23 protein-coding genes are annotated in these 25,423 nt (G+C 72.6%); 10 read left to right on the top strand and 13 right to left on the bottom strand.

Features of this window, described 5'->3' with window-relative positions; translation table 11 throughout:
- Positions 1 to 731: 731 nt before the first annotated feature.
- The gene (locus ASF37_RS02580; RefSeq protein WP_156364757.1) at positions 732 to 1,448 is read right to left on the bottom strand and encodes a hypothetical protein; all 717 of its coding nucleotides are present in this window, start codon (positions 1,446 to 1,448) and stop codon (positions 732 to 734) included.
- 41 nt (positions 1,449 to 1,489) lie between these two features.
- Here ASF37_RS02580 and cimA point away from each other — a divergent pair, with 41 nt between their 5' ends.
- Both cimA and ASF37_RS02570 read left to right on the top strand, forming a co-directional pair.
- A complete protein-coding gene (cimA, locus tag ASF37_RS02575) occupies positions 1,490 to 3,067 on the top strand; it encodes a citramalate synthase (protein ID WP_156366932.1) in 1,578 nt (525 codons plus the stop codon).
- Between the two features lie 12 nt (positions 3,068 to 3,079).
- Positions 3,080 to 3,841 carry a hypothetical protein gene (locus tag ASF37_RS02570; RefSeq protein WP_056578986.1) on the top strand — a complete coding sequence of 254 codons (762 nt, stop codon included), beginning with the start codon at positions 3,080 to 3,082 and terminating at the stop codon, positions 3,839 to 3,841.
- Between the two features lie 3 nt (positions 3,842 to 3,844).
- Here ASF37_RS02570 and ASF37_RS02565 read toward each other — a convergent pair whose 3' ends face one another.
- From ASF37_RS02565 to ASF37_RS02540, 6 genes are all read right to left on the bottom strand, one after another.
- A complete protein-coding gene (locus ASF37_RS02565) occupies positions 3,845 to 4,288 on the bottom strand; it encodes a GNAT family N-acetyltransferase (RefSeq protein ID WP_055967205.1) in 444 nt (147 codons plus the stop codon).
- Between the two features lie 73 nt (positions 4,289 to 4,361).
- Positions 4,362 to 5,261, bottom strand: a complete 900-nt coding sequence (locus ASF37_RS02560; RefSeq protein ID WP_056578984.1) for a hypothetical protein — start codon at positions 5,259 to 5,261, stop codon at positions 4,362 to 4,364.
- Positions 5,258 to 5,647 (bottom strand): Fur family transcriptional regulator, encoded by a 390-nt coding sequence (locus ASF37_RS02555; RefSeq protein WP_055967211.1) that lies wholly within the window; start codon positions 5,645 to 5,647, stop codon positions 5,258 to 5,260. Before ASF37_RS02555 ends, ASF37_RS02560 begins: the two co-directional genes overlap by 4 nt.
- 8 nt (positions 5,648 to 5,655) lie before the next feature.
- Entirely contained in the window at positions 5,656 to 6,489 is an 834-nt protein-coding gene (locus tag ASF37_RS02550) for a metal ABC transporter permease (RefSeq protein ID WP_055968532.1), read from the bottom strand.
- Complete coding sequence (locus tag ASF37_RS02545) at positions 6,489 to 7,262, bottom strand: metal ABC transporter ATP-binding protein (RefSeq protein ID WP_055967214.1); 774 nt, start codon at positions 7,260 to 7,262, stop codon at positions 6,489 to 6,491. Before ASF37_RS02545 ends, ASF37_RS02550 begins: the two co-directional genes overlap by 1 nt.
- The gene (locus ASF37_RS02540) at positions 7,259 to 8,272 is read right to left on the bottom strand and encodes a metal ABC transporter substrate-binding protein (RefSeq protein ID WP_056578981.1); all 1,014 of its coding nucleotides are present in this window, start codon (positions 8,270 to 8,272) and stop codon (positions 7,259 to 7,261) included. Before ASF37_RS02540 ends, ASF37_RS02545 begins: the two co-directional genes overlap by 4 nt.
- Positions 8,273 to 8,428: 156 nt before the next feature.
- On the opposite strand from ASF37_RS02540, the gene ASF37_RS02535 reads away from it, so the two are divergent.
- The 3 genes from ASF37_RS02535 (at position 8,429) to dusB (ending at position 12,123) form a co-directional block, all read left to right on the top strand.
- Positions 8,429 to 9,817, top strand: a complete 1,389-nt coding sequence (locus ASF37_RS02535) for a glycine--tRNA ligase (protein ID WP_056554083.1) — start codon at positions 8,429 to 8,431, stop codon at positions 9,815 to 9,817.
- 25 nt (positions 9,818 to 9,842) lie between these two features.
- The gene (locus tag ASF37_RS02530) at positions 9,843 to 10,424 is read left to right on the top strand and encodes a hypothetical protein (protein WP_055967225.1); all 582 of its coding nucleotides are present in this window, start codon (positions 9,843 to 9,845) and stop codon (positions 10,422 to 10,424) included.
- A gap of 517 nt (positions 10,425 to 10,941) precedes the next feature.
- Positions 10,942 to 12,123: a tRNA dihydrouridine synthase DusB gene (gene dusB / locus ASF37_RS02525; protein ID WP_055967228.1), complete on the top strand. Its 1,182-nt coding sequence runs from the start codon at positions 10,942 to 10,944 to the stop codon at positions 12,121 to 12,123.
- Here dusB and ASF37_RS02520 read toward each other — a convergent pair.
- Both ASF37_RS02520 and ASF37_RS02515 read right to left on the bottom strand, forming a co-directional pair.
- Positions 12,064 to 13,485 carry a PH domain-containing protein gene (locus ASF37_RS02520; RefSeq protein ID WP_055967231.1) on the bottom strand — a complete coding sequence of 474 codons (1,422 nt, stop codon included), beginning with the start codon at positions 13,483 to 13,485 and terminating at the stop codon, positions 12,064 to 12,066. The two genes, dusB and ASF37_RS02520, sit on opposite strands and share 60 nt — an antisense overlap.
- Positions 13,472 to 13,984, bottom strand: coding sequence for a PH domain-containing protein (locus ASF37_RS02515; RefSeq protein ID WP_055967234.1), 513 nt, complete (start codon positions 13,982 to 13,984; stop codon positions 13,472 to 13,474). The genes ASF37_RS02520 and ASF37_RS02515 overlap by 14 nt, the downstream gene beginning before the upstream one ends.
- A 162-nt stretch (positions 13,985 to 14,146) precedes the next feature.
- On the opposite strand from ASF37_RS02515, the gene ASF37_RS02510 reads away from it, so the two are divergent.
- Genes ASF37_RS02510 through ASF37_RS02500 form a run of 3 tightly spaced genes read left to right on the top strand, consistent with a single transcriptional unit; the run spans position 14,147 to position 18,451 of the window.
- Positions 14,147 to 14,347 carry a hypothetical protein gene (locus tag ASF37_RS02510; RefSeq protein WP_055967237.1) on the top strand — a complete coding sequence of 67 codons (201 nt, stop codon included), beginning with the start codon at positions 14,147 to 14,149 and terminating at the stop codon, positions 14,345 to 14,347.
- A gap of 58 nt (positions 14,348 to 14,405) precedes the next feature.
- Entirely contained in the window at positions 14,406 to 18,002 is a 3,597-nt protein-coding gene (smc, locus tag ASF37_RS02505; RefSeq protein ID WP_055967241.1) for a chromosome segregation protein SMC, read from the top strand.
- Positions 17,999 to 18,451 (top strand): thioesterase family protein, encoded by a 453-nt coding sequence (locus tag ASF37_RS02500; protein WP_082480777.1) that lies wholly within the window; start codon positions 17,999 to 18,001, stop codon positions 18,449 to 18,451. The genes smc and ASF37_RS02500 overlap by 4 nt, the downstream gene beginning before the upstream one ends.
- On the opposite strand, the gene ASF37_RS02495 is transcribed toward ASF37_RS02500, so the two are convergent.
- Genes ASF37_RS02495 through ASF37_RS02485 form a run of 3 tightly spaced genes read right to left on the bottom strand, consistent with a single transcriptional unit; the run spans position 18,444 to position 22,029 of the window.
- A complete protein-coding gene (locus tag ASF37_RS02495; RefSeq protein WP_200931159.1) occupies positions 18,444 to 19,442 on the bottom strand; it encodes an ABC transporter ATP-binding protein in 999 nt (332 codons plus the stop codon). The two genes, ASF37_RS02500 and ASF37_RS02495, sit on opposite strands and share 8 nt — an antisense overlap.
- Positions 19,433 to 20,986, bottom strand: a complete 1,554-nt coding sequence (locus tag ASF37_RS02490) for an iron ABC transporter permease (RefSeq protein ID WP_235499938.1) — start codon at positions 20,984 to 20,986, stop codon at positions 19,433 to 19,435. Before ASF37_RS02490 ends, ASF37_RS02495 begins: the two co-directional genes overlap by 10 nt.
- Before the next feature lie 2 nt (positions 20,987 to 20,988).
- The gene (locus ASF37_RS02485; RefSeq protein ID WP_055967249.1) at positions 20,989 to 22,029 is read right to left on the bottom strand and encodes an iron ABC transporter substrate-binding protein; all 1,041 of its coding nucleotides are present in this window, start codon (positions 22,027 to 22,029) and stop codon (positions 20,989 to 20,991) included.
- 109 nt (positions 22,030 to 22,138) lie between these two features.
- On the opposite strand from ASF37_RS02485, the gene ASF37_RS02480 reads away from it, so the two are divergent.
- The gene (locus ASF37_RS02480) at positions 22,139 to 22,750 is read left to right on the top strand and encodes a response regulator transcription factor (RefSeq protein WP_055967252.1); all 612 of its coding nucleotides are present in this window, start codon (positions 22,139 to 22,141) and stop codon (positions 22,748 to 22,750) included.
- 71 nt (positions 22,751 to 22,821) lie between these two features.
- Positions 22,822 to 24,105 (top strand): sensor histidine kinase, encoded by a 1,284-nt coding sequence (locus ASF37_RS02475; protein ID WP_156366933.1) that lies wholly within the window; start codon positions 22,822 to 22,824, stop codon positions 24,103 to 24,105.
- A 230-nt stretch (positions 24,106 to 24,335) separates the two neighbouring features.
- Here the strand turns inward: ASF37_RS02475 and ASF37_RS02470 are convergent, their stop codons facing one another.
- Positions 24,336 to 25,406 carry a DUF222 domain-containing protein gene (locus ASF37_RS02470; RefSeq protein WP_056578978.1) on the bottom strand — a complete coding sequence of 357 codons (1,071 nt, stop codon included), beginning with the start codon at positions 25,404 to 25,406 and terminating at the stop codon, positions 24,336 to 24,338.
- Positions 25,407 to 25,423: the final 17 nt, after the last annotated feature.

Genomic DNA, 25,423 nt, shown 5'->3' with positions numbered 1-25,423 from the left:
ACGGCTGCGCGGGCGCTGGTCCGGCGTCTCGGGGTCCGGTCTGGTGCTGCGGGTGACGCACGATTCTTCCTTTGCGCGTGATCGGCGCAGGATTCTTCGTTCGTGCGTGCCATCGGTGGATCCTCCACCGCAGACGGCCCGCAGACGTTGAGGATCCACCGATGACGACGGCGCAGGGTCAAGGATTCTCCCTTCTCGTGGACCGGTCCACGGGAAGGGAGAATCCATGCCAGCCCGCGCGGCCAGGCGGCCACGATGCTGCGTTCACGACCGGATCCCGACACGAACGCAGAAGCGTTCGACTTCCAGCGCGCGAACGCAGCATCCTGCGTCCCCCACACGCGAACGCAGAATCGTGCGTCCCCCACGCGTGAACGCAGANCGAACGCAGAAGCGTTCGACTTCCAGCGCGCGAACGCAGCATCCTGCGTCCCCCACACGCGAACGCAGAATCGTGCGTCCCCCACGCGTGAACGCAGAATCCTGCGTCCGACCAGCACCCGCCACAGCCCGAGAACCCGGACCGCGTCCCGCGCCAGCCGCCCGGTCGAGGCCCTCTCGGAGACCGATCGGGGCGCGAGCCGCGGCAGCGCAGCAGCGAGCCGAAGCCCCGGCGGGCGACGCAGCAGCACGTCGAAGCCCCCGCAGACGGCGCAGCAGCGAGCCGAAGCCCCCGCGGGCAGCGCAGCAGCGAGCCGAGGCCCTCGCAGGCGACGCAGCGGGCGATCGACCTACACGAACAACGTCGTCGCGGGGTCCTCGAGCAGCTCGACGCCCAGGACGTGGTCGTCGGGGACGTAGTCGATGGAGATCCGGATGCCCCGGTCGCGTGGGGTCACGTCCGCCTGCGGGTCGCCCAGGCCGAACGCGATGTCGCTCAGCGTGATCGTGGCCTCTCCAACGGGGTCCTGAGCCGGCCACTCCGCGATCAGCCGGTGCACGAGCCCGGCGAGCACTGCGCTCGACATGGCCCGGTCGATGCGGCGCTCCGCGCCGCGTCCGTCGGGCACGGTGCCGCGCACGCGGACCTCGGGCAGGCCGAACTGGGCCAGTCCGTCGGTCACGAGGTCACCGTCGAGCAGGGCCGCGTGGTCCAGCACGTACCACTGGGCCGCGTGCGCGAGGGAGACCTGCTCGCTCGTCAGCTCCACCACGCGCGGTGTCAGCAGCTCCACCACCACACCGTCGTGCCGGGCGGCCATCTCGAGGGCCTGGATGCGCGCGTCGCGCGCTGCGGCGGCGGCGGTCTCGACCGGTGCCTGGCTCTGCAGCACGACCTGGTGGGGGCACCGCTCGAGGCGGGCGAGGCCGACCTGCGAGGTCCCGTGCGCGCGCAGGAGCGCCGCGTTCGGGAGGGGCAGGTGGTCCTCGTGCTCGAGGGGCTCCGGCGTCATCACCGCATACATCCACTCGCACGTGGTGGGCACCGGCACGGGTCGAGAGGTCATAGCCGTCCATCCTAGGTCGGGCGCCGACTAGACTGGCGCGCGTGATCAGCGACGAGTTCCACGTCTACGACACCACGATGCGCGACGGTGCCCAGCAGGAGGGTCTCAACCTCTCCGTGCAGGACAAGATGCACGTGGCGCGCCACCTCGACGACCTCGGGGTGGGGTTCATCGAGGGCGGTTGGCCGGGCTCGAACCCGAAGGACACGGAGTTCTTCGCGCTGGCCGCGAAGGAGCTCGAGCTGCAGAACGCCACGCTCGCCGCGTTCGGCGCCACGCGCCGTGCCGGCGTGGCCGCCGCCGACGACCCGCTCGTCGCCGCTCTCCGGGACTCGGGAGCCTCCGTGGTCACGCTCGTGGCCAAGAGCCACGACCGTCACGTCGAGCTTGCCCTGCGCACCACCCTCGAGGAGAACCTCGCCATGGTGCGCGACACCGTGGCCCACCTGCGCGCCGAGGGGCAGCGGGTCTTCGTCGACTGCGAGCACTTCTTCGACGGGTACGCGGCGAACCGCGACTACGCGCTGCAGGTCGTCGCCGAGGCGGCGGGCGCCGGCGCCGACGTGGTGGTGCTCTGCGACACGAACGGCGGCATGCTTCCCCACCAGGTGGAGGAGGTCGTGGCCGACGCGCTCGGGGTCGGGGCGCGTCTGGGCATCCATGCGCACAACGACACGGGCTGCGCCGTGGCCAACTCGATGGCGGCCGTGCGGGCCGGTGCCACGCACCTCCAGGGCTGCATCAACGGCTACGGCGAGCGCACCGGCAACGCCGATCTCGTCACGTCCGTGGCCAACCTCGAGCTGAAGCTCGGCATGAGCGTGCTGCCCGAGGGCGCGCTCGCCGACGCCACGCGCATCGCCCACGCCGTCGCGGAGATCACCAACTACCCGCCGTCGGCGCGTCAGCCCTACACCGGGGTCTCGTCGTTCGCGCACAAGGCGGGCCTGCACGCCAGCGCCATCCGGGTCGACCCCGACCTGTACCAGCACATCGACCCGGCGCTGGTCGGCAACGACATGCGCCTCCTGGTCTCGGAGATGGCCGGCCGGGCCACCATCGAGCTCAAGGGTCGCGAGCTCGGCTACGACGTGGCTGCCGACGCCGGCCGGCTCGCCCGGGTGACCGACCGGGTCAAGGCGATGGAGCAGCAGGGCTACACGTTCGAGGCCGCCGACGCGTCCTTCGAGCTGCTCCTCGCCGAGGAGATGGAGGGCGGCCGCCCTTCCTACTTCGACGTCGAGTCCTGGCGCGTGCTGGCCGAGTCGGCCCGGGGCACGGAGGCGACCGTCAAGCTCCGCGCGGCCGGACAGCGGCTGGCCGTCATCGGTGAGGGCAACGGCCCGGTGAACGCCCTCGACCACGCCCTGCGCCAGGCCATCGAGCAGCTCTACCCCGACGTCGCGCGGTTCCACCTCATCGACTTCCGGGTGCGCATCCTCGACCAGGGCCACGGGACCGACGCCGTCACACGGGTGCTCATCGAGACGTCCGACGGTCAGGACTCCTGGGTCACGGTGGGCGTGGGAGCCAACATGATCGAGGCCTCGTGGGAGGCCATGGTCGACGCCCTCACGTACGGGCTGCGCCGCCACGGTGTCCCGGTCGGCAGTGCCTGAGGAGCGAGCGGCGTGACCCGGGGCCGCCTCCTCGCGCTGGTCCTCGCGCCGACGCTCGTCCTCGGGCTGGTGATCGGTGGGTTCGTCGTCGTCGACGCCCGCGCCCGTCAGGCGGACGTAAAGCGGGCCGACGACGTCGCCCAGAAGTACGCCGGCGAGGCGGCCGGCTTCCGTGCGGCGCTCGTGAAGGACCTGGAGGCCGTGGACGCTGCCGATCCGACCGACGTCGCCGAGGTGATCGAGGCACGCGGTGACGACCTGCCGGAGCTGGCGTCGGCACCCGAGCGCGGCGAGTCGGGGTCGAGCGCCTACGCCGCAGCGCGCCAGGACGTGGTGACCCTGCGCGAGTCGTGGCAACGGCTGGGCGACGTGGTCGACGTCTCCGTCGACGCCCGGTCCTTCGTGCTGGCCGCGAACCGTGCCCTCGACCTGAACCCGGCCGAGCTCGCGCCGCCGACCGTCGTCACGAGCGGCGATCCGCTGCGGACGCAGCTGCTGCCGCCGATGCGCTCGGCCCTCGCCACGTTCGAGTCCACGGACGCGCCGGAGGCCGCCACGCCCGCTCGCGACGCCGTGCGCGCCGCCTTGCAGCACGTGGTCACCGAGGCCGAACGGCTCGCCGCCCGCCTCGACGCCGGGCAGGGTGGGAGCTTCCAGTACGCCGAGCAGTACACCGCGGCGCGCGCGGCCGTTCGCCAGTACGCCGACGGCGTGCGCGCCGACCTCCGTGAGGCGCTCGACGCCGTCGTGGCCGACTCCACGGTCGTGGGCTGAGCGTCACGCACCCGGCGCGCGGCGCATCGGGACGTGGTCGATCCCGGCCTCGAGGAAGTTCTCGCCGCACCGTTCGAAGCCGAAGCCGGCGTACCAGTCGTGCAGGTACGCCTGGGCGCCGAGCCGGATCTCGGCGTCGCCCCACCGGTCGAGCACCTCGCGCAGGAGCCGGCTCGACAGGCCCTGCCCGCGGCTGTCGGAGCGGGTGGCCACGCGGCCGACCTTGCGCACGCCCGCGTCGGTGACGTAGGTCCGCAGGTAGCTGGTGGGTCCGGCCTCGTCGGCGTACCAGAGATGGGTGCACGTCGGGAGCAGGTCGATGCCGTCGACGTCGGGCTCGTCGCACTGCTGCTCCACCGCGAAGACGGCGTCGCGGATCTTCCAGATCGCGTAGACCTCCGCGGCGGTCAGGGCGTCACCGGCGCGGATGATGGGGAGGTCGGCCACCCGATGAGCCTAGTACCGGCGAGGGCTGTCGATCCGCGACGGTGGTGGCTTCGACGGAGGGGGGTGGCGGCTCCTAGTCCGGGGCGTCGAGCGCGGGGTGGGCGAGGAGCCGGTCGACGTGGTCGAGGAGGGTCCGGCGCAGTGGCTCGGCCCGGTCGGCGAACGCCCGTTGACGCCGCACGTACTCCGCCTTCCCCTCGGGGGTCTCGATCGCGATCGGCTCCAGCCCGAAGGCGCTCACGTCGTAGGGAGAGGCCTGCATGTCGACCGCGCGGATCTCGAGGGCCAGCTCGAAGGCGTCGAGCACCACCGTCGACTCCACGAACGGCAGCAGCCGGAAGGCGATGCGGTACAGGTCCATGTTGGCGTGGAGGCAGCCCGGCTGCTCCTGGTCGAGCTGGTGCTCGCGACCGAGGTGCTGGGCGTTCAGCGGCGCGGCCTGCGGCGTGAAGAAGCGGAAGGCGTCGACGTGGGTGCACGCGAGGGGGTGGGACTCCACGACCGCGTCGGTGCCGGAGCGTCCGAGGCGCAGCGGGAGGTCGTGGCGCGGTTGCTCGGCGCGGTAGACCATGGCCCACTCGTGGAGCCCGAAGCAGCCCCACCGAGCCGGCCGGTCGAGGGTGGCCGCCAGCAGGGAGCGGGTCCAGCGCAGGCCGGCCGCGCGCGACGTCAGGCGCTGCGCGTCCACGGTCGTCACCCCCTCGTGGGTGACGTAGGCGCCGAGGGCGGCGTGCGTCGGGGCGTGGAGGAGTCCGGTGCCGAGTCCGGGGTGCCAGCGCTCGAGCTGGCCGGGGGAGAGGTTGTAGTACTCGAACAGGAAGTCCACCACGGGGTGCGGCTCACGCCGTTCGCGTCGCAGCAGGTGCGGCGCGGTCCAACGACGAGCTCGGTCGCGATGGGCCAGTGCGAGGGGCTTCCACCGCTCCGGAGGCAGCGTCGTGGCGGGGAGCGTCGTGCTGGGGAGCGTGGTCACCGGGAGCAGTCGGCGCAGGTGCCGAAGATCTCCAGCGTGTGCTCGACGTCGGTGAAGCCGTTCTCCGACGCCACCTTGGTGGCCCACGACTCGACCGCGGGGCCGGCCACCTCGACGGCGCGACCGCACGAGCGGCAGACCAGGTGGTGGTGGTGGTCGCCGGCCTCGCAGCGGCGGTAGAGCACCTCGCCGTCGTTGCCACGCAGGGCGTCGACCTGCTCGGCGTCGACAAGCGCCTGCAGGTTGCGGTACACGGTGGACAGACCGACCTTCTCGCCGCGCTGGCCCAGCTCGCCGTGGATCTGCTGGGCGCTGGCGAAGCCCTCCAGCTCGTCGAGCACCGCGCTGACGGCGCGGCGCTGCCTGGTGTTGCGTACGTCGACCATGGTCCTCCTCAGGGCGAGCGTACCGACCGGCGCCGGAGCCCGACGGTCACTCCCCGAAGGACCGCGGCGAGGGCGAAAGCCACGAGGGCGAGGAGCACGATCGTCGGGCCGGGCGCGGTGTCGGCCTCGAAGCTGACGACCACGCCGGAGACCGCGGTGACCAGTCCGATCGCCATCGCAGCCAGGTGGGTGGAGCGGAAGCTCCGGCTGACCTGCTGCGCTGCGGCCACCGGCACCACCATCAGGGCCGAGACCAGGAGCAGCCCGACGGTGCGCATGGCGACCGTGATGGTCGCCGCCGCGAGCACCGCGATGAGCACGCCGTACAGACGCACGGGCACGCCGCACACCCGGGCGTGCTCCTCGTCCTGGCAGACCGCGAACAGCTGGGGCGAGAGCACCAGGCACAGGGCGACCACGACGACGCCCAGCACCGAGACGACGGTGACGTCGGACGGTGTGACGGTCGTGATGGAGCCGAAGAGGTACCGGTTCAGCGTGGCGGCACCCTCGCCGGCGAGACCGATCAGCAGCACGCCTCCGGCGATGCCGCCGTAGAACAGCATCGCGAGGGCGACGTCGCCGCTCGTGCGGGTGAACGTGCGCAGCACCTCGATGAGCACGGCTCCCAGCACCGCCACGACGAGGGCGGTCAGGAGCGGCGCGGTGCCGGTGAGCAGGCCGATCGCCACGCCCGTGAGCGCCACGTGGCCCAGACCGTCGCCGAGCAGCGCGAGGCGGCGCTGCACCATGTAGGTGCCGATGGCGGGAGCGGCCAGGCCGGTGAAGACGGCGGCGACGATCGCCAGCCGCATGAACTCGTAGTCGAGGATCTGGAGCATCACCACACCCCTTCCTCGGGCAGGGGTCGAAGGCGACCGGGCTGGGCGGAGTGCGGGTGGGCGTCGCCGTGGTGCTCCTGGTGGGCCCCCGCGACGTGGTCGTCGACGGGCCCGTCGTGGACGACCCGGCCGCGATCGAGCACGACCGCACGGTCGATCAGGGGGAGCATCGGGCCCAGCTCGTGGGCCACCAGCAGCACGGTGGTGCCGTCGGCGGCGAGATCGGCCAGCAGCCCCGCGAGGTCCTGGGTGTGGTGGGCGTCGACGCCTGCGGTGGGCTCGTCCATGACCAGGAGGTCCGGCTCCCCGGCGAGCGCCCGAGCGATCGAGACCCGCTGCTGCTGCCCGCCGGAGAGCTCCACGAGCGGGGAGCCGGCACGGTGGGCGAGCCCGACGCTCTCGAGCGCCGTCGTCACGGCCTCCCGGTCGGGACGACGGGGCAGCCCGAACCGGGGCCGGCGCGACAGCCGACCGCTCGCGACGACCTCACGGACGGTGGCCGGGACACCCGCCACGGCCGCCGACCGCTGGGGCACGTAGCCGATGCGCTGCCAGCCGTGGAACCCGTCGAGCGGCTCGCCGAACAGCTCGATGGTGCCGGTCGACGGCACGAGCCCGACGGCGGCGCGGACGAGGGTGGACTTGCCTGAGCCGTTGGAGCCCAGCAGCGTGACGAACTCACCCTGCGCGACCTCCAGGTCGACGTCGCGCAGCACAGGGTCCCCGCCGAGCGTGACGTCCACGCCACGCATCAGGAGCGGAGGGTGTGTCATGAGCAGTCGTTGGCCTTCTGCAGGGTGGCGAGGTTGGTGCGCATGATCGAGAGGTAGTCCTCGTCGGACGTCGCCTTGGTGAGTCCCTCGATCGGGTCGAGCGTAGCCGTCTCGACCCCGGCCTCGCGGGCCACGGTGTTCGCCACGGCGGGGCTCACGAGCGTCTCCGTGAAGACCGTGGTGATGCCGTCGGTCCTGACCAGGTCCGAGATCGTGGCGAGCTGGGCGGCGGACGGCTCCGTGCCGGGGTCGATGCCGGCGATCGGGATCTGCGTCAGGTCGTAGGCCTGGGCGAGGTAGGCGAAGGCTGCGTGGCTCGTCACGATGTCGCGGACCTTGCAGTCGGCGAGCCCGGTCGTCAGGTCCTCGTCGAGGGTCGTCAGGTCCTCGACGAGCGCGGCGGCGTTCGCGCGGTACTCGTCGGCGTGGTCGGGGTCGATCTCGACCAGGGCGTCGCGCACGTGCTCGGTGACCGGGACGAGGTTGGTCGGGTAGAGCCACAGGTGCGGGTCGACCCCGCCGTGGTCGTGGCCGTGGTCATGACCCTCGTGCTCGTCGCCCTCCTCGTGCGCGTGCTCGTCGCCCTCCTCGTGCGCGTGCTCGTCACCCTCCTCGTGGGCATGGTCCTCGCCCTCGGCCTCATCCTCGGACTCCTCGATGAGCGTGACGCCGTCGGCGGAGTCGATGGTGGTGCCCTTGGTGCGGTCGGCCTGCTCGACGGCCTCGTCGACGGCCGTCTGGAACTGGCTCTGGTAGACGACCAGGTCGGCGTCCTGCACCGCGGCGACCTGCCGCGGGCTCAGCTCCAGGTCGTGCGGCTCCCCGCCGGGGGCCGTGAGGTTGGTGACCTCGGCGCGGTCGCCGGCGACGCGCTCGGTGACGAACTGGACGGGGTAGAACGACGTGACGACCGAGACGTCGTCGGTGCTCCCTCCGGAGCTGCCGCACCCGGCCAGCACGAGAGCACAGGACGACAGCAGGACGGCGGGGCGCACGAGGGAGAACGTCATGAGAACGATTCTCAAGAGTCACGGGAACGATTGTCAAATCGCCACCGTGTCGACCCGGTCACAACCGGCGTGGGTACGCTGAGGCCCACTCGGGCGCGCGCGGCCACGGACGCGCGCACGGCCCGCCGACACCCAGCCGGAACGGAGCGCCTCACCATGGCCACGAGCCTCATCGACACCGTCATCTCCCTCTGCAAGCGCCGGGGATTCGTCTACCAGTGCGGCGAGATCTACGGTGGCACGAAGTCGGCCTGGGACTACGGGCCGCTCGGCACCGAGCTCAAGGAGAACATCAAGCGTCAGTGGTGGCGCTCGATGGTGCAGGGGCGTGACGACGTCGTCGGACTCGACTCCTCGGTCATCCTTCCCACGTCCGTGTGGGAGGCCTCGGGCCACCTCGCTGCCTTCGTCGACCCGCTCGTCGAGTGCCTCTCCTGCCACCGTCGCTACCGCCAGGACCATCTGCAGGAGGCGTACGCGGAGAAGAAGGGCCTGGCCGACCCCGACGCCGTGTCCATGAGCGACCTCGTGTGCGCCAACTGCGGCACCAAGGGCCAGTGGACCGAGCCGCGGATGTTCAACGGCCTGCTCAAGACCTACCTCGGTCCCGTGGAGTCCGAGGAGGGTCTGCACTACCTGCGCCCCGAGACCGCGCAGGGCATCTTCGTGAACTTCGCGCAGGTCATGACCACCTCGCGCAAGAAGCCGCCGTTCGGCATCGGGCAGATCGGCAAGAGCTTCCGCAACGAGATCACGCCGGGCAACTTCATCTTCCGCACGCGCGAGTTCGAGCAGATGGAGATGGAGTTCTTCGTCGAGCCCGGGACGGACGAGGAGTGGCACGAGCGCTGGCTCGAGACGCGCATGAGCTGGTACACCGGCCTCGGCGTGGATCCGGAGAACCTTCGCTTCTACGAGCACCCCGCCGAGAAGCTCTCGCACTACTCCAAGCGCACCGTCGACATCGAGTACCGGTTCCGCTTCCAGGGCTCGGAGTGGGGCGAGCTGGAGGGTGTGGCCAACCGCACCGACTTCGACCTGCGCACGCACAGCGAGCACTCCGGGAAGGACCTGTCGTACTTCGACCAGGCCACGGGCGAGCGCTACACGCCGTACGTGATCGAGCCCGCGGCCGGCGTCAACCGCTCGATGATGGCCTTCCTCGTCGACGCCTACGCCGAGGACGAGGCCCCCAACACCAAGGGCGGCGTGGACAAGCGCACGGTGCTGCGCCTCGACCCGCGGCTCGCCCCGGCCAAGGCTGCGGTGCTCCCGCTGTCGCGCAACGAGCAGCTGTCGCCCACGGCCCGCGGGCTGGCCGATGAGCTGCGCGGCTTCTGGAACGTGGAGTTCGACGACGCCGCCGCGATCGGCAAGCGGTACCGCCGCCAGGACGAGATCGGCACGCCGTTCTGCATCACGGTCGACTTCGACACCCTCGACGACCAGGCCGTCACCATCCGTGACCGTGACACGATGCAGCAGGAGCGGGTGGGTCTGACCCAGGTGCGCGACTGGCTCGCGGCGCGCCTGCCCGGGTGCTGAACCCCGCCAGGGCCACAATCGTCCCGTGAGCACGCGCACCGGTCCCGTCGCCGCCTCCGTCCTGGTCCTGGCGCTGGCCGCTGCCTGCTCGTCCGAGGACGAGGCGCCGCCGGTCCCCACGCCGAAGGGATTCGACGTCCCGGCCGGCGTCACGCTCACCCAGCCGGGCACGTCCCTCGCCCTCGGCAAGCCCGCGACGGTCGTGCTGGACCTCGGCGACGGTGCCGCGAGCGCGGTCACCGTGATCGTCGACGAGGTGCGCAAGGGCACGCTCAAGGACTTCCGGTTCTTCAGCCTCGACGAGCAGAGCTCGACCGCGACGCCCTACTACGTCGACCTCACCGTGCGCAACGACGGACCGGCCGGTCTGGGTGGGTCGTCCCTGCCGGTGCTGGCGCACTCCAGTGCCGAGACGGTGTACCCGGCGAGCGAGCTGGTCGGTGACTTCGAGCCCTGCCCGTCGTCGGCGCTGCCGGGCCGCTTCCTGTCCGGCGCCTCCGCCACGCTGTGCTTCATCTACCTCGTGCCGAAGGGGGAGACCCTTCGGACGATCGACCTCCAGCCGTCGGACGCCTCCTCGGCGGTGCGCTGGAAGGCCTCGTCCTGACGGGGACCCGTCGCGGTCGACCGGTGGGAAGAATGACTTTTTCATGTTCTTTCTGTCATTCAGGAAGTTCTTTCCGGCGAGGTGTTCCGTTGTCGGGTGCCGTGTGCTCAAGATGGACGAGGATCACGCGTCGACCAGGGGCACGCAGATCTGCTGGGAGCATCGACGACGTTCGTCGACCCGGACCGGCGGCGAGCTCGTCGGTGCTCCCAGACCTCGGGTGGCGGCACCCGGCCCCCTGGCACAATTGAACTCGGGGTCGAACGCAGGGCCCCACTCGAGCCTCCTCGTGGGACACGCCCACGGCAGGCGAGCGGCGCCGGACGACTCTCCCATTCGCCCGGCCTGTACGTCGCCCGCCCTCGTCGCCGGGAACGGAGCCACTCCCGCTCCGGGCCCACCGGGCCACTGCTCACGAGGAACCCACCAGGGTCGGCGTCCGGCGACGGTCGGACGCCGACCCTGAGTGCTGTCCCGTGCACGAGCGACGAGGGCGACCAGGGATACTGGAACCCTCATGACCGTCACCGACCCGAGCGCCGCGCCCGGACTCCGCGAGCCCGCCGCGCTGCGCCTGGGGGGCCTCGAGGTCGACGTCCCGGTGGTCTTGGCGCCGATGGCGGGCGTCACCAACGTGGCGTTCCGGCGGCTGTGCGCCGAGCAGGGCGCCGGTCTCTACGTGTGCGAGATGATCACGTCACGCGGGCTCGTCGAGGGTGACGCCACCAGCCTGTCGATGCTGACGTTCGCCGACAACGAGACCGTGCGGTCGGTGCAGCTGTACGGCGTCGACCCGGTGGTGATGGGCCGGGCCGTCGAGATCCTCTGTGCGGACCACGGCGTGGAGCACGTGGACCTGAACTTCGGCTGCCCGGTCCCCAAGATCACCCGCAAGGGTGGCGGGGCCGCGCTGCCGTGGAAGGCCGGGCTGCTCGGACGGATCCTGGAGGAGACGGTGCGTGCGGCGCAGCCGTACGGCGTGCCGGTCACCATGAAGACCCGCCTGGGCATCGACGAGGACCACCTGACGTACCTGGACGCCGGCCGGATCGCCGAGGACGCGGGCTGCGCCGCCATCGCCCTGCACGGTCGCACCGCGGCGCAGCACTACTCCGGGCGGGCACGGTGGGAGGCGATCGGCGAGCTCAAGGCCGCGGTCGGCATCCCGGTGCTCGGCAACGGCGACATCTGGGAGGCCACCGACGCCGCGAGGATGATGGCCGAGACGGGCTGCGACGGCGTCGTCGTGGGTCGCGGATGCCTGGGTCGGCCGTGGCTGTTCCGCGACCTCGCCGCCACCCTCGGCGCCGACCCCGGGGGTGGAGCACCCACGCCGACCCTGCCGAGGCTCGGCGAGGTGGCTGCCGTCATGCGGCGGCACGCTGAGCTCCTGGGCGACTGGCTGGGGGAGGAGCGCGGCTGCATCGAGTTCCGCAAGCACGTCGCCTGGTACCTCAAGGGCTTCGCAGCGGGCTCGCGGATCCGGACGGAGCTCGGCGGCGTCTCGTCGTACTCCTCGCTCGACCGGCTGCTCGGCGACCTGGACCCCGACGAGCCCTACCCGGTCTCCGAGCTCGGGACGCCGCGCGGTCGTCAGGGCAGTCCCCGTAAGGTGGCCCTGCCCGACGGGTGGCTCGGTTCACGCGAGGTCGTGGGTGCCGTCGACCCCGCGGCCGAGGACGCCACGAGCGGCGGCTGACCCGACGTCGGCCCGGGCCGACCGGGCTGCACCGACCGCCCGGAGCGCGACGTCCCGGGCGACGGGTCCCGCCAGGTGGTGGGCGTCGACGTCCACGGGTCCGTCGGGCGTGTGCAGCTCGACCGTGGCGACGCCGAGACGCCGCTGCAGCGGTCCCTGGCGCAGCGCGATCGACTGCACCTTGGCGTGGGGGGCACTGCTGGTCCGTCGTGCCAACCACCCCGTCGACGACGTCGCGCGCCGCAGGCCCAGGTCGATCCAGCGGTAGCGCCAGCCGATCGGTGCGAAGGGCCACGACCGCCGGCTCGCTCGGACCGGCCCCGTCCGGTCGACCTCGCCGACGACCGTCTCGGGAACGAGCTCGTCGACCAGAGCGGCGGCCAGGGCGCGGTCCGCGATGGGCAGCAGGGTGGTCTCGCGGGCTGCCTCGTCGCCGGTGCCGCTTCCGGCGACGTCGACCTCGAGACGGCACCAGCCGAGAGATCGCCAGAGGATCGGCTCGACCACGGCGATGCCCTGCACCCGGGCGAACGGGATGGTCTGCGAGGTCAGGGACAGCAGACCTCGCTCGATCCGCAGACCGTGTGGCGTGCGCCAGAGGGTGAAGCCCCACTCCGCCACCACGCGCCGCGAGATCAGCTGGACCGCCCAGGAGAGCGCCGGGAGCACGCCACCGAGGAGCACGAGCGGCGCGCCGAAGCCGATGGCGGCCAGGACCACCGCGGCGACGGCCGCCAGCGCGGTGAGCAGGTCCAGGCTCAGGAGGGCGCCGAGCATCGTGCGCTCCGGCGTGACCCGGGTGATGAGGTCGCGGTCGTCCAGCGCCTCGACCGGGTCGGCATCGTCGGCAGCGCCACCGTGCGCCCGCCTCAGGAGCAGTCGACGGACGTCGTGGGCCTGGTCGAGCGGGAGGAACCTGACGACGAGCCGGGACTCGTCCCCTCCGGCCAGCTCGATCCGCACCTCGGCGAGGCCCACGACCCGGGCCAGGAGCGGTTCGGCGACGTCGACGGCCTGGATGCGCTCGAACGCGGCACGGCGCGACCGACGGTTCAGGACACCGCTGTCGATGCGCACCTCGTCGTCGTCGACGACGTAGCGGGTGAACCACCAGGAGACGAAGCCTGCGGCCTGGCCGAGCAGGAGGCCTCCGCCGAGGACGCCGAGCAGGGCGGCCCACCACGGCACGCCGTCCCAGCGGTCCCCCTGGAGGTAGGAGGTGCCGATCGCGATCACCGCGGCACCGGCCCACAGCCCGCCCTGCACCGCACCGGTCAGGGGGTGGGTGCGGCTGCCGACGGTCGGCAGGGCGGTGCCCGGGTCGCCGGAGGTGGCAGCCTCGACGGGCTCAGACCCCGCCATCGCGCGCCTGCCCGAGCTCGGTGAGCCGGTCGCGGAGCAGGCGCGCCTCGTCGGCCGGGATGCCGGGCACGACGGCCGCGGTCTCGGTGCTGGCCGTGTGCAGGGAGACGCGGGCGATGCCCAGCCGTCGCTCGACCGGCCCGCCCTCGACGTCGACGAACTGGACGCGGCCGTAGGGCACCACCACGAGTCGGCGGAACATGACGCCCGAGGTGACGAGCAGGTCGTCCTCGGCCTCCGCCCAGCCCCAGGACCGACGGTTCCGCTCGGCCCACCACCAGGTCGTCGCGGCGGCCGCGGCGGCGCACGCCGCCAGGGCCCCGAGCCCGACGCTCACGAGGACGTGCGCGTCGACGGCGGTGGCCGTCGCGGCACCCGCGGCCAGCAGGACGGCGAGGACGACGAGCGGGATGACGAGCACGATGCGGCGACGCGTCGTGAGGGCAGGGGAGACGGGACGCCAGGTCTCGGCGACGGGCCGGAAGAGAGATGCGTCCACGTCCTGCAGCCTAGGTGCACGCGGGGCGGGTCCCGGTGGACGCCCGAGGTTTGACCCGGGCCCGGTCGCGGTGGGACACTGGCAGACGCAGCCGCCGCTGTACCCCAGTCCCGCCGCCCGGCACTCGAGCCGGAGCCGCGACCTTCCTGCGGAGGATCACTCATGGCCAAGGCTCTCGTCGGATTCGTCGGTGGACCGACGCTCGACCAGCTGAACGAGGTCGCGCGGCTGCGCCGACGTGTCGCCGACCTCGAGGCCGAGGTGCTGCGACTGAACACCGAGAACGACGGTCTGCTCAAGACCCTGTCCGAGCGGGTCGACCAGGTGACCGCGGGCGACCTGCTCGAGCCGCTCTCGCGCTGATCCCAGTACCCTCGCTCGCCTCCGAGGGCGGGACACGACGACGCACTAGGGTGGTCGCGTGTACCTGAAGAGCCTCACGCTGCGCGGTTTCAAGTCGTTCGCGTCGAGCACCACCCTGGAGCTCGAGCCCGGCATCACGTGCGTGGTGGGGCCGAACGGCTCCGGCAAGTCGAACGTCGTGGACGCCCTCGCCTGGGTCATGGGCGAGCAGGGTGCCAAGTCGCTGCGCGGCGGCAAGATGGAGGACGTCATCTTCGCCGGCACCTCCGGCCGCCCGCCGCTCGGCCGCGCCGAGGTGGTCCTCACGATCGACAACACCGACGGTGCACTGCCCATCGAGTACAGCGAGGTCACGATCTCGCGGACCATGTTCCGCAACGGCGGTTCGGAGTACGCGATCAACGGCACCAGTTGCCGTCTGCTCGACGTGCAGGAGCTGCTGAGCGACTCCGGCATCGGCCGCGAGATGCACGTGATCGTCGGACAGGGGCAGCTCGACTCGGTGCTGCGGGCCACCCCCGAGGAGCGTCGCGGCTTCGTCGAGGAGGCCGCCGGTGTGCTCAAGCACCGCAAGCGCAAGGAGAAGGCGCTGCGCAAGCTCGACGCGACGCAGGGGAACCTGACGCGTCTGCAGGACGTGCTCACCGAGCTGCGGCGCCAGCTCAAGCCGCTCGGCCGGCAGGCCGAGGTGGCGCGGCGTGCCGTGACCATCCAGGCCGACGTGCGCGACGCGCGGTCCCGCCTGCTCGCCGACGACATCGTCACCGCGCGGTCCACGATCGCCGAGGAGATGGCCGACGAGGCCGCGCTCAAGCAGCGACGGTCGGCCGTCGAGCACGCGGTGTCCGTCGCGCGCCAGCAGGAGACCGAGCTCGAGGACCGGCTGCGCGAGGACTCGCCGGCGCTGTCGGCCGCCCAGGAGACCTGGTACGCGCTGTCGGGGCTGCGCGAGCGCATGCGCGGCACCGCCGGGCTCGCCAACGAGCGGATCCGACTGGCCGCCGTGGAGTCCGACGACCGGCCCTCCGGTCGTGACCCCGAGGAGCTCGAGGCGGAGGCCCGACGGGTCGAGGAGCAGCACCAGGCCATGACGACGTCGGTCGCCGAGGCGCGGGCCGCGCTCGAGACCGCCGTGGCGGCGCGGGGCGAGGCCGAGACGTCCTACGGCGAGGAGGAGCGACGGGTCGCGGGTCTGCTGCGGGCCGCCGCCGACCGTCGTGAGGGTCTCGCGCGCCTGCACGGGCAGGTCAACGCGCTCAAGAGCCGCGCCGAGGCCGCCGACGCGGAGGTGGCCCGCCTGCGCTCGGCGCGCGACGAGGCGCTCCAGCGGTCCGAGGAGGCGCAGAAGGCGTTCGCCATGCGCGAGAGCGAGATCGCCGGGCTGAGCCAGGGCGAGTCCGGGCTCGACGAGGCGCTCGAGTCGGCCGAGGCCGCGCTGGCCGAGGCCGAGGCGAAGGCCCGCGAGGTCACGACGGTGGAGCAGGAGGCCAGCCGCCGGCAGGCAGGTCTGGCCGCTCGTGTCGAGGCGCTGGAGGTGGGCCTGGCGCGCAAGGACGGTGCGGGTGCCCTGCTGGCGGTCTCCGACGAGATCAGCGGGCTGCTCGGCTCGGTGGCCGCGCTCATCACCGTGCGCCCCGGCTTCGAGGCCGCCATCGCCTCCGCGCTCGGGTCCGCCGCCGACGCCGTGGCCGTCGACCACCTCGACACCGCCGTCACGGCGATGGAGCTGCTCAAGACGGAGGACCTCGGTCGTGCCGGGCTGCTGCTCGGCGGTGACACCGAGCTGGACGACACCGGGTGGCCGGGTCTGCCGGACGGTGCCACCTACGCCGTCGACGTCGTCGACCCGCCCGCCACCCTGCACGCGGCGCTGCGTCGGCTGCTGTTCAAGGTCGCGGTCGTCGACGACCTCGCGGCCGCCAAGGTGCTGGTCGCCCAGGCGCCCGACCTCACGGCGGTGACGCGCGACGGGGACATCCTCGGGGCGCACTACGCCTCCGGTGGGTCGTCGTCGCAGCAGAGCCTGCTCGAGGTCCAGGCCGCCATCGACCAGGCGCGCGAGGAGCTGGGCGAGGCCGACCGACAGCTGGAGACGCTCCGCTTCGATGCGCAGCGCATCGCGCAGGAACGTGCAGCGGCGCAGGAGCGGGTCGATGCGGCGATGGAGAAGCTGCACGAGTCCGACGCGGAGATGTCGGCCGTCGCGGAGTCCCTCGGCCAGCTCGGGTCGACGGCGCGCGCGGCCAAGGGCGAGGCCGAGCGGCTGACGGCGGCGATCGCGTCGGCCCAGGAGGCGCACGAGCGCGACCTGGGCGGCCTGGCCGAGCTCGAGGAGCGCCTCACGCAGGCCGAGGAGGCGCCGGAGGAGGAACCCGACACCTCGGCGCTGGAGGAGCTCGCCGAGGTCGCGTCGACCGCGCGTCGCACCGAGACGGAGGCGCGACTGGCGCTGCGCACGAACGAGGAACGGGCCCGCGCGCTCGAGGGCCAGGCCAGTGCGCTGGTGGCGTCGGCGGCTGCCGAGCGCGAGGCGCGCATCCAGGCCCGGTTGCGGCGTGAGCAGCAGCTGCGCGAGGCCGAGACGGCGCGCGCGGTGCTGGCGGTGAGCGACGTCGCGCTCGCCCGGCTCGAGACCACGATCGCCGAGGCGGCGGCGCTGCGGACCGAGATCGAGCAGTCGCGCTCGGGCCGTGAGACGGAGCTGCGCGACGTGCGCGCGCGGCTGCGGACGCTGGCCGAGGAGCTCGACGGTCTCACCACCTCCGTGCACCGCGACGAGATGGCTCGGGCCGAGCAGCGGCTCCGCCTCGAGGCGCTCGAGGCGCGCGCGCTGGAGGAGCTCGGCGTCGAGGTCGAGGCGCTCGTGGCCGAGTACGGTCCCGACCAGCTGGTGCCGCCCCCCGCCCCGGAGGTGGTCGAGGCCACCGACGACGCCGTCGCGACCACCGGTGACGCGGACGACCCGCAGGCCGAGCCGGAAGGTCGGCCCTTCGACCGGGCCGAGCAGACCAAGCGGTTGCGGGCCGCCGAGCGGGCCATGGCCATGCTCGGCAAGGTCAACCCCTTGGCGCTCGAGGAGTTCTCGGCCCTCGAGGAGCGTCACCAGTTCCTGTCCGAGCAGCTCGACGACCTCAAGCGCACCCGGCAGGACCTGCTCGACATCGTGGCCGACGTCGACGAGCGGGTGCAGCAGGTCTTCAGCGAGGCCTGGACGGACGTGTCGCGCGAGTTCGAGGGGGTCTTCTCCCGACTCTTCCCCGGCGGCGAGGGCCGTCTGCTGCTCACCGACCCCGACGACCTGCTCACGACCGGCATCGACGTCGAGGCGCGCCCGCCCGGAAAAAAAGTCAAGAGGCTGTCGCTGCTCTCCGGTGGCGAGCGGTCGCTCGTGGCCGTCGCGTTCCTCGTGGCGCTGTTCAAGGCCAGGCCCAGCCCGTTCTACATCCTCGACGAGGTCGAGGCGGCGCTCGACGACACCAACCTCGGGCGTCTGCTGGAGATCTACGAGGAGCTGCGCGCCAACTCCCAGCTCATCGTCATCACCCACCAGAAGCGCACGATGGAGGTCGGCGACGCCCTCTACGGCGTGTCCATGCGGGGTGACGGCGTGACGACGGTGATCAGCCAGCGACTGCGTGAGGACGAGATGGCGTGAGCGAGAAAGATCGAGCACCGGCCGACGACGGGTCCCGACGGCGCGATGATTTTCCCGTCGTGCGTCGCATCTCCACCCGGTGGGAGGACGAAGACGTCTACGGGCACGTCAACAACGTCGTCTACTACTCGTTCTTCGACACGGCGGTGAACGGCTACCTCATCGACGCGAGTGGCACCGACATCCGCACCCTGGACGCGTACGGGGTGGTGGCCGAGACGGGGTGTCGGTTCCTGCGCGAGCTGCGCTTCCCCGGCGACGTCGAGGTGGGCCTGCGGGTGGTCCGGCTGGGGACGTCGAGCGTGGTCTACGAGATCGGCCTGTTCCAGGGCGCGGCACCCGAGCCGGCCGCGATCGGACGGTTCGTCCACGTGTACGTGACCGGCTCCGAGCGCGCGGTCACCCCGGTGCCAGACGTCGTCCGCGCGGTCCTCGAGCCGCTCACCTGACGCGACGGGCGCGGGTGGCCCGTACCGGCAGCGTCGCACCGACCGGGGGCGGCGCGGCGTCGGTGCGCATGAGGACCCGGCGGCCCGGCAGGTCGAGCTCCACGAGCCACTCGTGACCGCGGTACGAGCGGCGCGCGACGACCGCCGGCGTCGCAGCCTCGTCGACCACCACGTGCTCGGGCCGTACGACCAGCCGGGTGCCGTCGTCGCCGTCGATCGTCGCGGCCGCGACCAGCGGGTCGTCCTGGGCGAGCACGGTGGCCTCACCGAGGAAGGTCGCGGTCCACGCGTGCTCGGGCTCGCGGTAGAGCACCTCGGGCTCGGCCTGCTGCAGGACCGTCCCGTCGTGCATGACGGCCACCTCGTCGGCAAGGGTGAGCGCCTCGGCCTGGTCGTGCGTGACGAGCAGGGCCGTCGCCCTCTCGGCCACGAGCAGCTCGCGCACCTCATGGCGCAGGTCGTCGCGCAGGCGGGCGTCGAGAGCGGAGAACGGTTCGTCGAGCAGCACGAGGGCAGGGCTCGGTGCCAGGGCGCGCGCCACGGCGACCCGGTGCTGCTGGCCGCCGGACAGCTCGTGCGGGCGACGGTGCGCCAGCTCGGTGAGACCGACGAGGTCGAGGAGGTGAAAGATCCTGTCGCGCGACCCGCGGGGCAGTCCGAAGCCGACGTTGGCCGCGACGTCGAGGTGGGGGAACAGCGCCGCCTCCTGCGGGACGAGGGTGATCGACCGGTGATGCGTGGGCACCGACGCTCCGGGTGCGTCGAGCGGTCGTCCGAGCAGGGTGGTGCTCCCCGAGCGGGTGGGGTGCAGACCGGCGACGCAGCGCAGCAGGGTGGTCTTGCCGCAGCCGCTCGGCCCGACGAGCGCGACGAGGGTCCCCGCGTGCACCCGGAGGTCGACGCCCTGCAGCACGGCTGCGTCGTCGTACCCGGCGACGAGGCCGGAGACGACGAGCCCGCGTGCCACGGGGTCCATGTCGTTCATTCCCATCGGCGGGCCTCCCAGGACGTCGGTCGGGACAGCAGGAACGCGGGGATCGCGGCGAGCGCCACGACGGCAAGCGCGTAGGGAGCAGCGGCCCCGTACGCTGCCGAGCTCGTGCGGCTCCAGACCTCGGTGGCGAGGGTGTCGAGACCGGTGGGGCGCAGCAGGAGCGTGGCCGGGAGCTCCTTCATGACGGTCAGCATGACGAGCAGTGCACCTGCGGCGACTCCCGGAGCGGCGAGGACACCGGTGGTGCGGGCCTGGGCCGGCAGGGGGTGCCGACCGAGGCTGCGAGCGACCTCCGACAGGACCGGTGGGACGAGCGCCACGCTGGTGCGTGTGGCGCCGACGGCCTTGGGCAGGAACAGCACCACGTAGGCGAGAACCAGCACCACGACGCCCTGGTAGAGCCCGGGGACCACGCGCAGCGAGAAGTACACGAGCGACAGGGCCACGACGATGCCTGGCAGCGCGTGCCCGGCGAAGGCGAGGCTCTCGACGAGGGCCACGAGCCGGCCGCGGTGCCGGGCCGCCAGCACGCCGACCGGCACGGCGAGGACCACGACGGCCAGCGCGGCGACCATGCCGAGCAGGGTCGTGGTGAGGATCGCCGAGAGCAGCTCGCCGACGTCGAGGGCGCGCGCGGTCCCGGCGGCGAGACGTCTGAAGAGGGCCAGGATCGGGACCCCGACGGCCAGCAGGGGGACGACGAGCAGGCTGCCCGCCACGAGGACGGTGGGCACCGGCCCCAGCCGGACCGCGCGCGGTGGAGCGGCGGTTCCCCGTCCGGTGCGCCATCGCTCACCGCGACCACGCACCGACCGCTCGAGCACCACCGTCCCGAGGGCGAGCAGCACGAGGAGCAGCGCGAGGACGACGGCCTGCTCCCTGCCGACGAAGGAGCCGTACTCGCGCGAGATGGCGAAGGTGAACACGTCGAAGCGCAGCATGGCGACGGCCCCGAAGTCGGACAGGACGTAGAGCGCCACCAGGAGCGTGCCCGCTCCCGCCGCGGGCAGCACCTGGGGGAGAACGGTGCCCGTCCAGGCGCGGAACGGAGGTCGGCCGAGGGTGCGCGCGACGGCGGCGGCATCGGGGTCGACACGACGCAGCGCGGCGGCCACGGGGAGCGTGACGTACGGCGTGCACACGAGCGACAGCACGAGCCACGAGGGCCAGAAGCCGGTCCAGCCCGGAACCGTGGTGAGCCAGCCGAAGGCCGCGACGTACGACGGCATCGCGAGCGGGATGGCCGCGAGCACCCACCACACGCGACCGCCGGGCAACCTCACCGTCGAGGTGGCCGCCGCCGTGGCGAGGCCGACCAGCAGGGTCGTGACGCACACCGCCGCGGCAAGGCCGACGCTCGAGCCGAGCAGGGAGAACGTCCGGGCCCGTCCCAGGGTCTCGGCGAAGACGTCGGGCCCGATCTGTGCTCCTCGGACCAGGAGGTAGCCGAGCGGGAGCGCGGCGACGGCCCCGCCGGCTCCTGCTGCGAGGAGCAGGAGCGGGCGGGGTCGGTGCGCCGGGCGGGTCCGGTCCGAGGTCACGGTCAGGACAGTCCGGCGTCCTGGATCATGCGCACCGTGGCCTCGAGGTCGGCCAGGTCGGAGAGGTCGATGTCCGGACCCTGGAGGTCGGCCAGGGCAGGCAGGCCCTCCGGCGCGTCGATGCCCTCCACGAGCGGGTACTCGTAGGTGTTCTCGACGAAGTACGTCTGGCCGGCGTCGGACAGGAGGTACTCGACGAACGCTGCGGCATCGTCGTGGTCGGACAGGATGCCCGCACCGGTGACGTTGACGAGTGCGCCAGGGTCGCCGGCCTTCGGGAACGTCAGCTGCGCGCGCATCTGGTCGGCACCCACCTCGGCGGCCGTCTGGAACCAGTAGTAGTGGTTGATCAGGCCGAGGTCGAGCTGGCCGGTGTTGACGGCCTCGAGCACGGCGCCGTTCTTCTCGTACGACTGGTAGTCGTTGGCGGCCATGCCCTCCAGCCATGCCTGGGCCGCGTCGTCGCCCCGGGAGACGCGGAAGCCCGTGACGAAGGCCTGGAACGACGCGTTGCCGGGCGGGAAGCCCACGCGGCCCTTCCACTCCTCGTCCGTGAGGTCGGCGACCTCGTCGGGGACGTCGGCCTCGTCCAGCTTCTCGCTGTCGTACGCGATGACACGGGCGCGACCGGTCACGCCTACCCACGACCCGTCGGTGGAGGTGAGGGACGCCGGGACCTTGTCGGTCAGGTCCGCGTCGAGGTCGCTCAGCAGGCCCGCCTCGGAGAGTGCGCCGAGGGCGCCGGCGTCCTGGGACAGGAACACGTCGGCGGGGGTGGCGTCACCCTCCTCGAGGAGGGTGGCCGTGAGCTCCGGGGTCTCTGCGTAGCGCGCCTCGACCTCGATCCCGGTGTCCTTCGTGAACTGCTCGACGAGCGGCGAGACGAGTGCCTCGTCGCGGCCGACGTAGACCACGAGCGGTCCGTCGTCGTCGGCCCCGTCGTCGCTCGAGCCGCCGCAGGCGGAGAGCACGAGCACGAGGACCGTGAGGGGGAGCGCGACGCGCGCGCCGCGGTGCCGCGAACGAGGGAGGGGGGTGCGCATGCAGGTGTCCTTGGTCGGAGTGATGAAGCAAGGTGAGCCTAAGTAAGGTGAGCCTGCCCGTCACTCCCTAACCTAGGGGGGTCTGATCGGCCGGGGGTCAGGAGGCGGCATGGGTGGCATCGAGCGGGTGCTGGTGGTCGACGACCACCAGGTCTTCGCCGACCTCGTGTCCGTGGCGCTCGAGAGCGACCCCACGATGCGCTGCGTCGGATCGGCCGCGTCGGTCGAGGACGCCCGACGGCTGGCCGCGGAGCTCCGCCCGGACCTGGCGCTCGTGGACGTGCGCCTGCCCGACGGCGACGGACTCGACCTCGCGGCCGAGCTGCTGGCCGCCCGACCGGAGCTGCGCGTGGTCGTGCTCACCGCCTACCCGCGTGCGGACCTGGTGGAGCGGGCCCGAGCGGTGGGCGTGGCCGCGTTGCTGGCCAAGGAGCTGTCCTTGACCGAGCTCCTGGCCGCGTTGCGCGACGCGCGCCCCGACGCCCCGGTGCTCGTGCAGCTGCAGGAGCCGCAGCACGGCCTGACCCGTCGTGAGCTCGAGGTGCTGGAGCTGCTCGGCGAGGGATCGGACGTGCGAGCCATCGCCCGCACGCTCGGCATCAGTCCGCACACGACGCGTGACCACGTGAAGAACGTGCTCGCCAAGCTGGGAGCGCGCACGCAGCTCGACGCCGTGGTGATGGCGGCGCGCAGCGGCATCCTGAGGATCGGCGCGCCGTAGTGGTGCTCGGCGGCACGGTGCGGCGGCGAGGGCGGACGGCCCGGGTCCCGTTCGGTGCGGAGGGGAGCCCCGTGCGCGGAGCGGTGGTCCGCTACGTGGCGGGCGCGTCGATCGTGCTGGTGCTCGTGGTGACGGTGGCCGTCGTGGTCGCGGGCCGGATCGCCACGCGGGAGGCACTCGACCATGCGGAGCTGGACGCCCGCACGCTGGCCGAGCAGTACGTCGCACCCTTGGGTGTCGACGCCCTCGACCCGGTGGGCGAGCGTGGCCGGCTCGACGACGCCTTCCTCGGCCGGGTCGACCAGGGTGCGCTGCGGCAGGTCAAGATCTGGGCCGACCTCGGTGACGGTCGTGGACGGATCGTCTACTCCGACAACCGCCTGTACCAGGGTGCCGAGGTCGAGCTGGGCGAGGAGTACGCCCTGTTCGCGTCGGGACGGGCGGTGGCGCGTCGCGTGGAGCCGGCGGCCGAAGGACCACAGCCCTACCCGGAGGGGACCTACGAGGTGTCCGTGGGGTTCCGCGACGGCCGCGGCACCCCGTTCCTGTTCGAGGCGTACCTGCCGACGCCGGCCATGGCGTTGAGCCGGAGCGAGCTGCTCCGGCAGTGGCTGCCGGTGGTCGTGGGTTCCCTGCTGCTGTTCGCGGTGGCGACGTTGCCGTTGGCGGTCGGTCTGGCGCGACGGGCGGGTGCGGCGGAGTCCGACCGCCGGCGCCTCGCGCAGCGAGGGCTGCGCGACGCCCTGTCCGACCGACGCCGGATGGCGCAGCGCCTGCACGACGGCCCGGTGCAGGAGCTGTCGGGTGCGGCGCTCGTGCTGGACAGCGTCGATCGTGGGGGGCTCTCGGCGTCGGACGCAGCCGCGCTGGATCGGGCCACCCGGGTGCTGCGCGACGGCGTCGGTGAGCTGCGTTCGGTGGGTGACGACCTGTTTCCCGATGCCGTGTCCGCCGAGGGTCTGCGGGCAGCGGTCGACGAGCTGGGGCGCGGCTCGGGCGAGGTCGGACTCGACGTGGCGGTGCGGGTGGAGGGGGGCCTGGGGCTCGACGCCGACGCCTCGTTCCTCGTGTACCGCGTCGTGCGGGAGGGTCTGCGCAACGTGGTGCGGCACGCAGAGGCGCGATCGGCGTCCGTCGAGGTGACGCAGGTCGTCGACTCCTCGGTGCCCGGCGTGCGCGTGACCGTGACCGACGACGGCGTGGGGCTTCCCGCCGAGGTGCGCCACGGGTTGGGACTCCGCCTGCTCGCGCACGAGGTGCACGGTGTCGGCGGGACGTTGCGGCTCGAGCCGGCCGAGGGCAGCGCCGACGGGTCGTGCTTGGAGGTGTGGCTTCCGGCGGACCTGCCGGAATGAGGCGTGGCCTGACTCAGACGGCGGGCAGCAGCTCGGGCCACTGCTCGACGGGCAACGGGTCGGGGTCGCAGCGATAGACGTGTCCGGTGCGGGTGGTCCACTCCCAGGATCGTCCGCGACGTCTGAGTCGGTACAGGCCGGCGGTCTTGAGTCGATGGGCCCGGCGGTGGATCGGGCCGAGGTTCGTGCCGCGCGTGGGTGCGGGCCAGGCGTCGGTGTGGTCGATGTCGCTACGTGAGGCGGGGACGTCGGAGGTCGGGAAGCTCGTCGTGCCGTCGCGGAACCACAGGGCGGTACGGATCTTCTCCGGCGCGAACCGGCCGAGGTGGGTGGCGTCGAGCAGGTGCTACCCGGGCCGCGCTCGTTCCTCGCGCTCGATCCGCGGCTCGCTGGCGCTCACCGCGGCCCGGCTGGCGGGCTTCGCCCGCACATGTTTGCTGATCCGCAGGCACGGAGGCCGAGTGGTCTGCCAGCTCGCCGGGGGCATCGGAGAGGCCCATGAGCGAGGTGACCGGGACGGTGATGCCGATGACCGTGCTCACGCCGCCGCGGTCGGAGCCGGCGGACTCCGCCTCCGGGTCCGGCGAGCCGAGCAGCAGCCCGGTGAACAGGTCGGCGCAGCGCTGGTCGTGGGTGCGGGGATCGGCGCTCATGCCACGGGCCTCCGTGTCGAGGCGTTGGAGGGCGGCGTGTCCGTCGACCTCGGGCACCAGGGCGGAGAGCCAGGCCATGCCGTCCCCGGCCGGGCTGAGCCGCACGTGGCGGTCGGCGCGCGCACGACGGTGCCGCTCGCGAGCGGCGTCGGCCTCGAGTCGCTCGACCTGGCGGGAGAGCCAGCGTCGCGTCTGGGGCACCGTGTGGTCGGCCGCGTACCGGGCGATGCGCTCGTCGAGGACGGCAGGGGAGTCCGGCTCGGTGAGCCGCTGCAGTTGGACGTCGACGATGCCTACGTGGTGCTGGCTGACGGACCCGCCCAGGAACGCCTTCCACACCGCGGGCAGGCGGCCTCGGACCCGTCGGGCCATGGCCAGGCGGGCGACCACGGTGCCGGGTGCGACTCCCAGGGCGAGCGAGAGGTCGTGCGCCGCTGCCTGGGCGGCCGTGCGTGCGGCGGACCGCGAGTACTGCTCGCCCTCGGCCCGCGCGGACTCCACGTAGTCGAGCATGTCGACCAGCTGCTCGGCCTCGAGCACGTGGAGGGCTCGCCGACGCACCGTCACCCGGTCGACCGTCTCCGCGCCGGCCGTGCGGAAGGGCACGTCCAGCTCGGTGTCGTCGAAGGTGAAGTCCAGCTCGTCCATGTCCTTGACCCTAGAAG

The organism is Aeromicrobium sp. Leaf289 (genome assembly GCF_001423335.1).
In the GTDB taxonomy this organism is placed as follows: Bacteria; Actinomycetota; Actinomycetes; order Propionibacteriales; family Nocardioidaceae; genus Aeromicrobium.
This window is presented reverse-complemented; position numbering and strand designations above follow the sequence as displayed.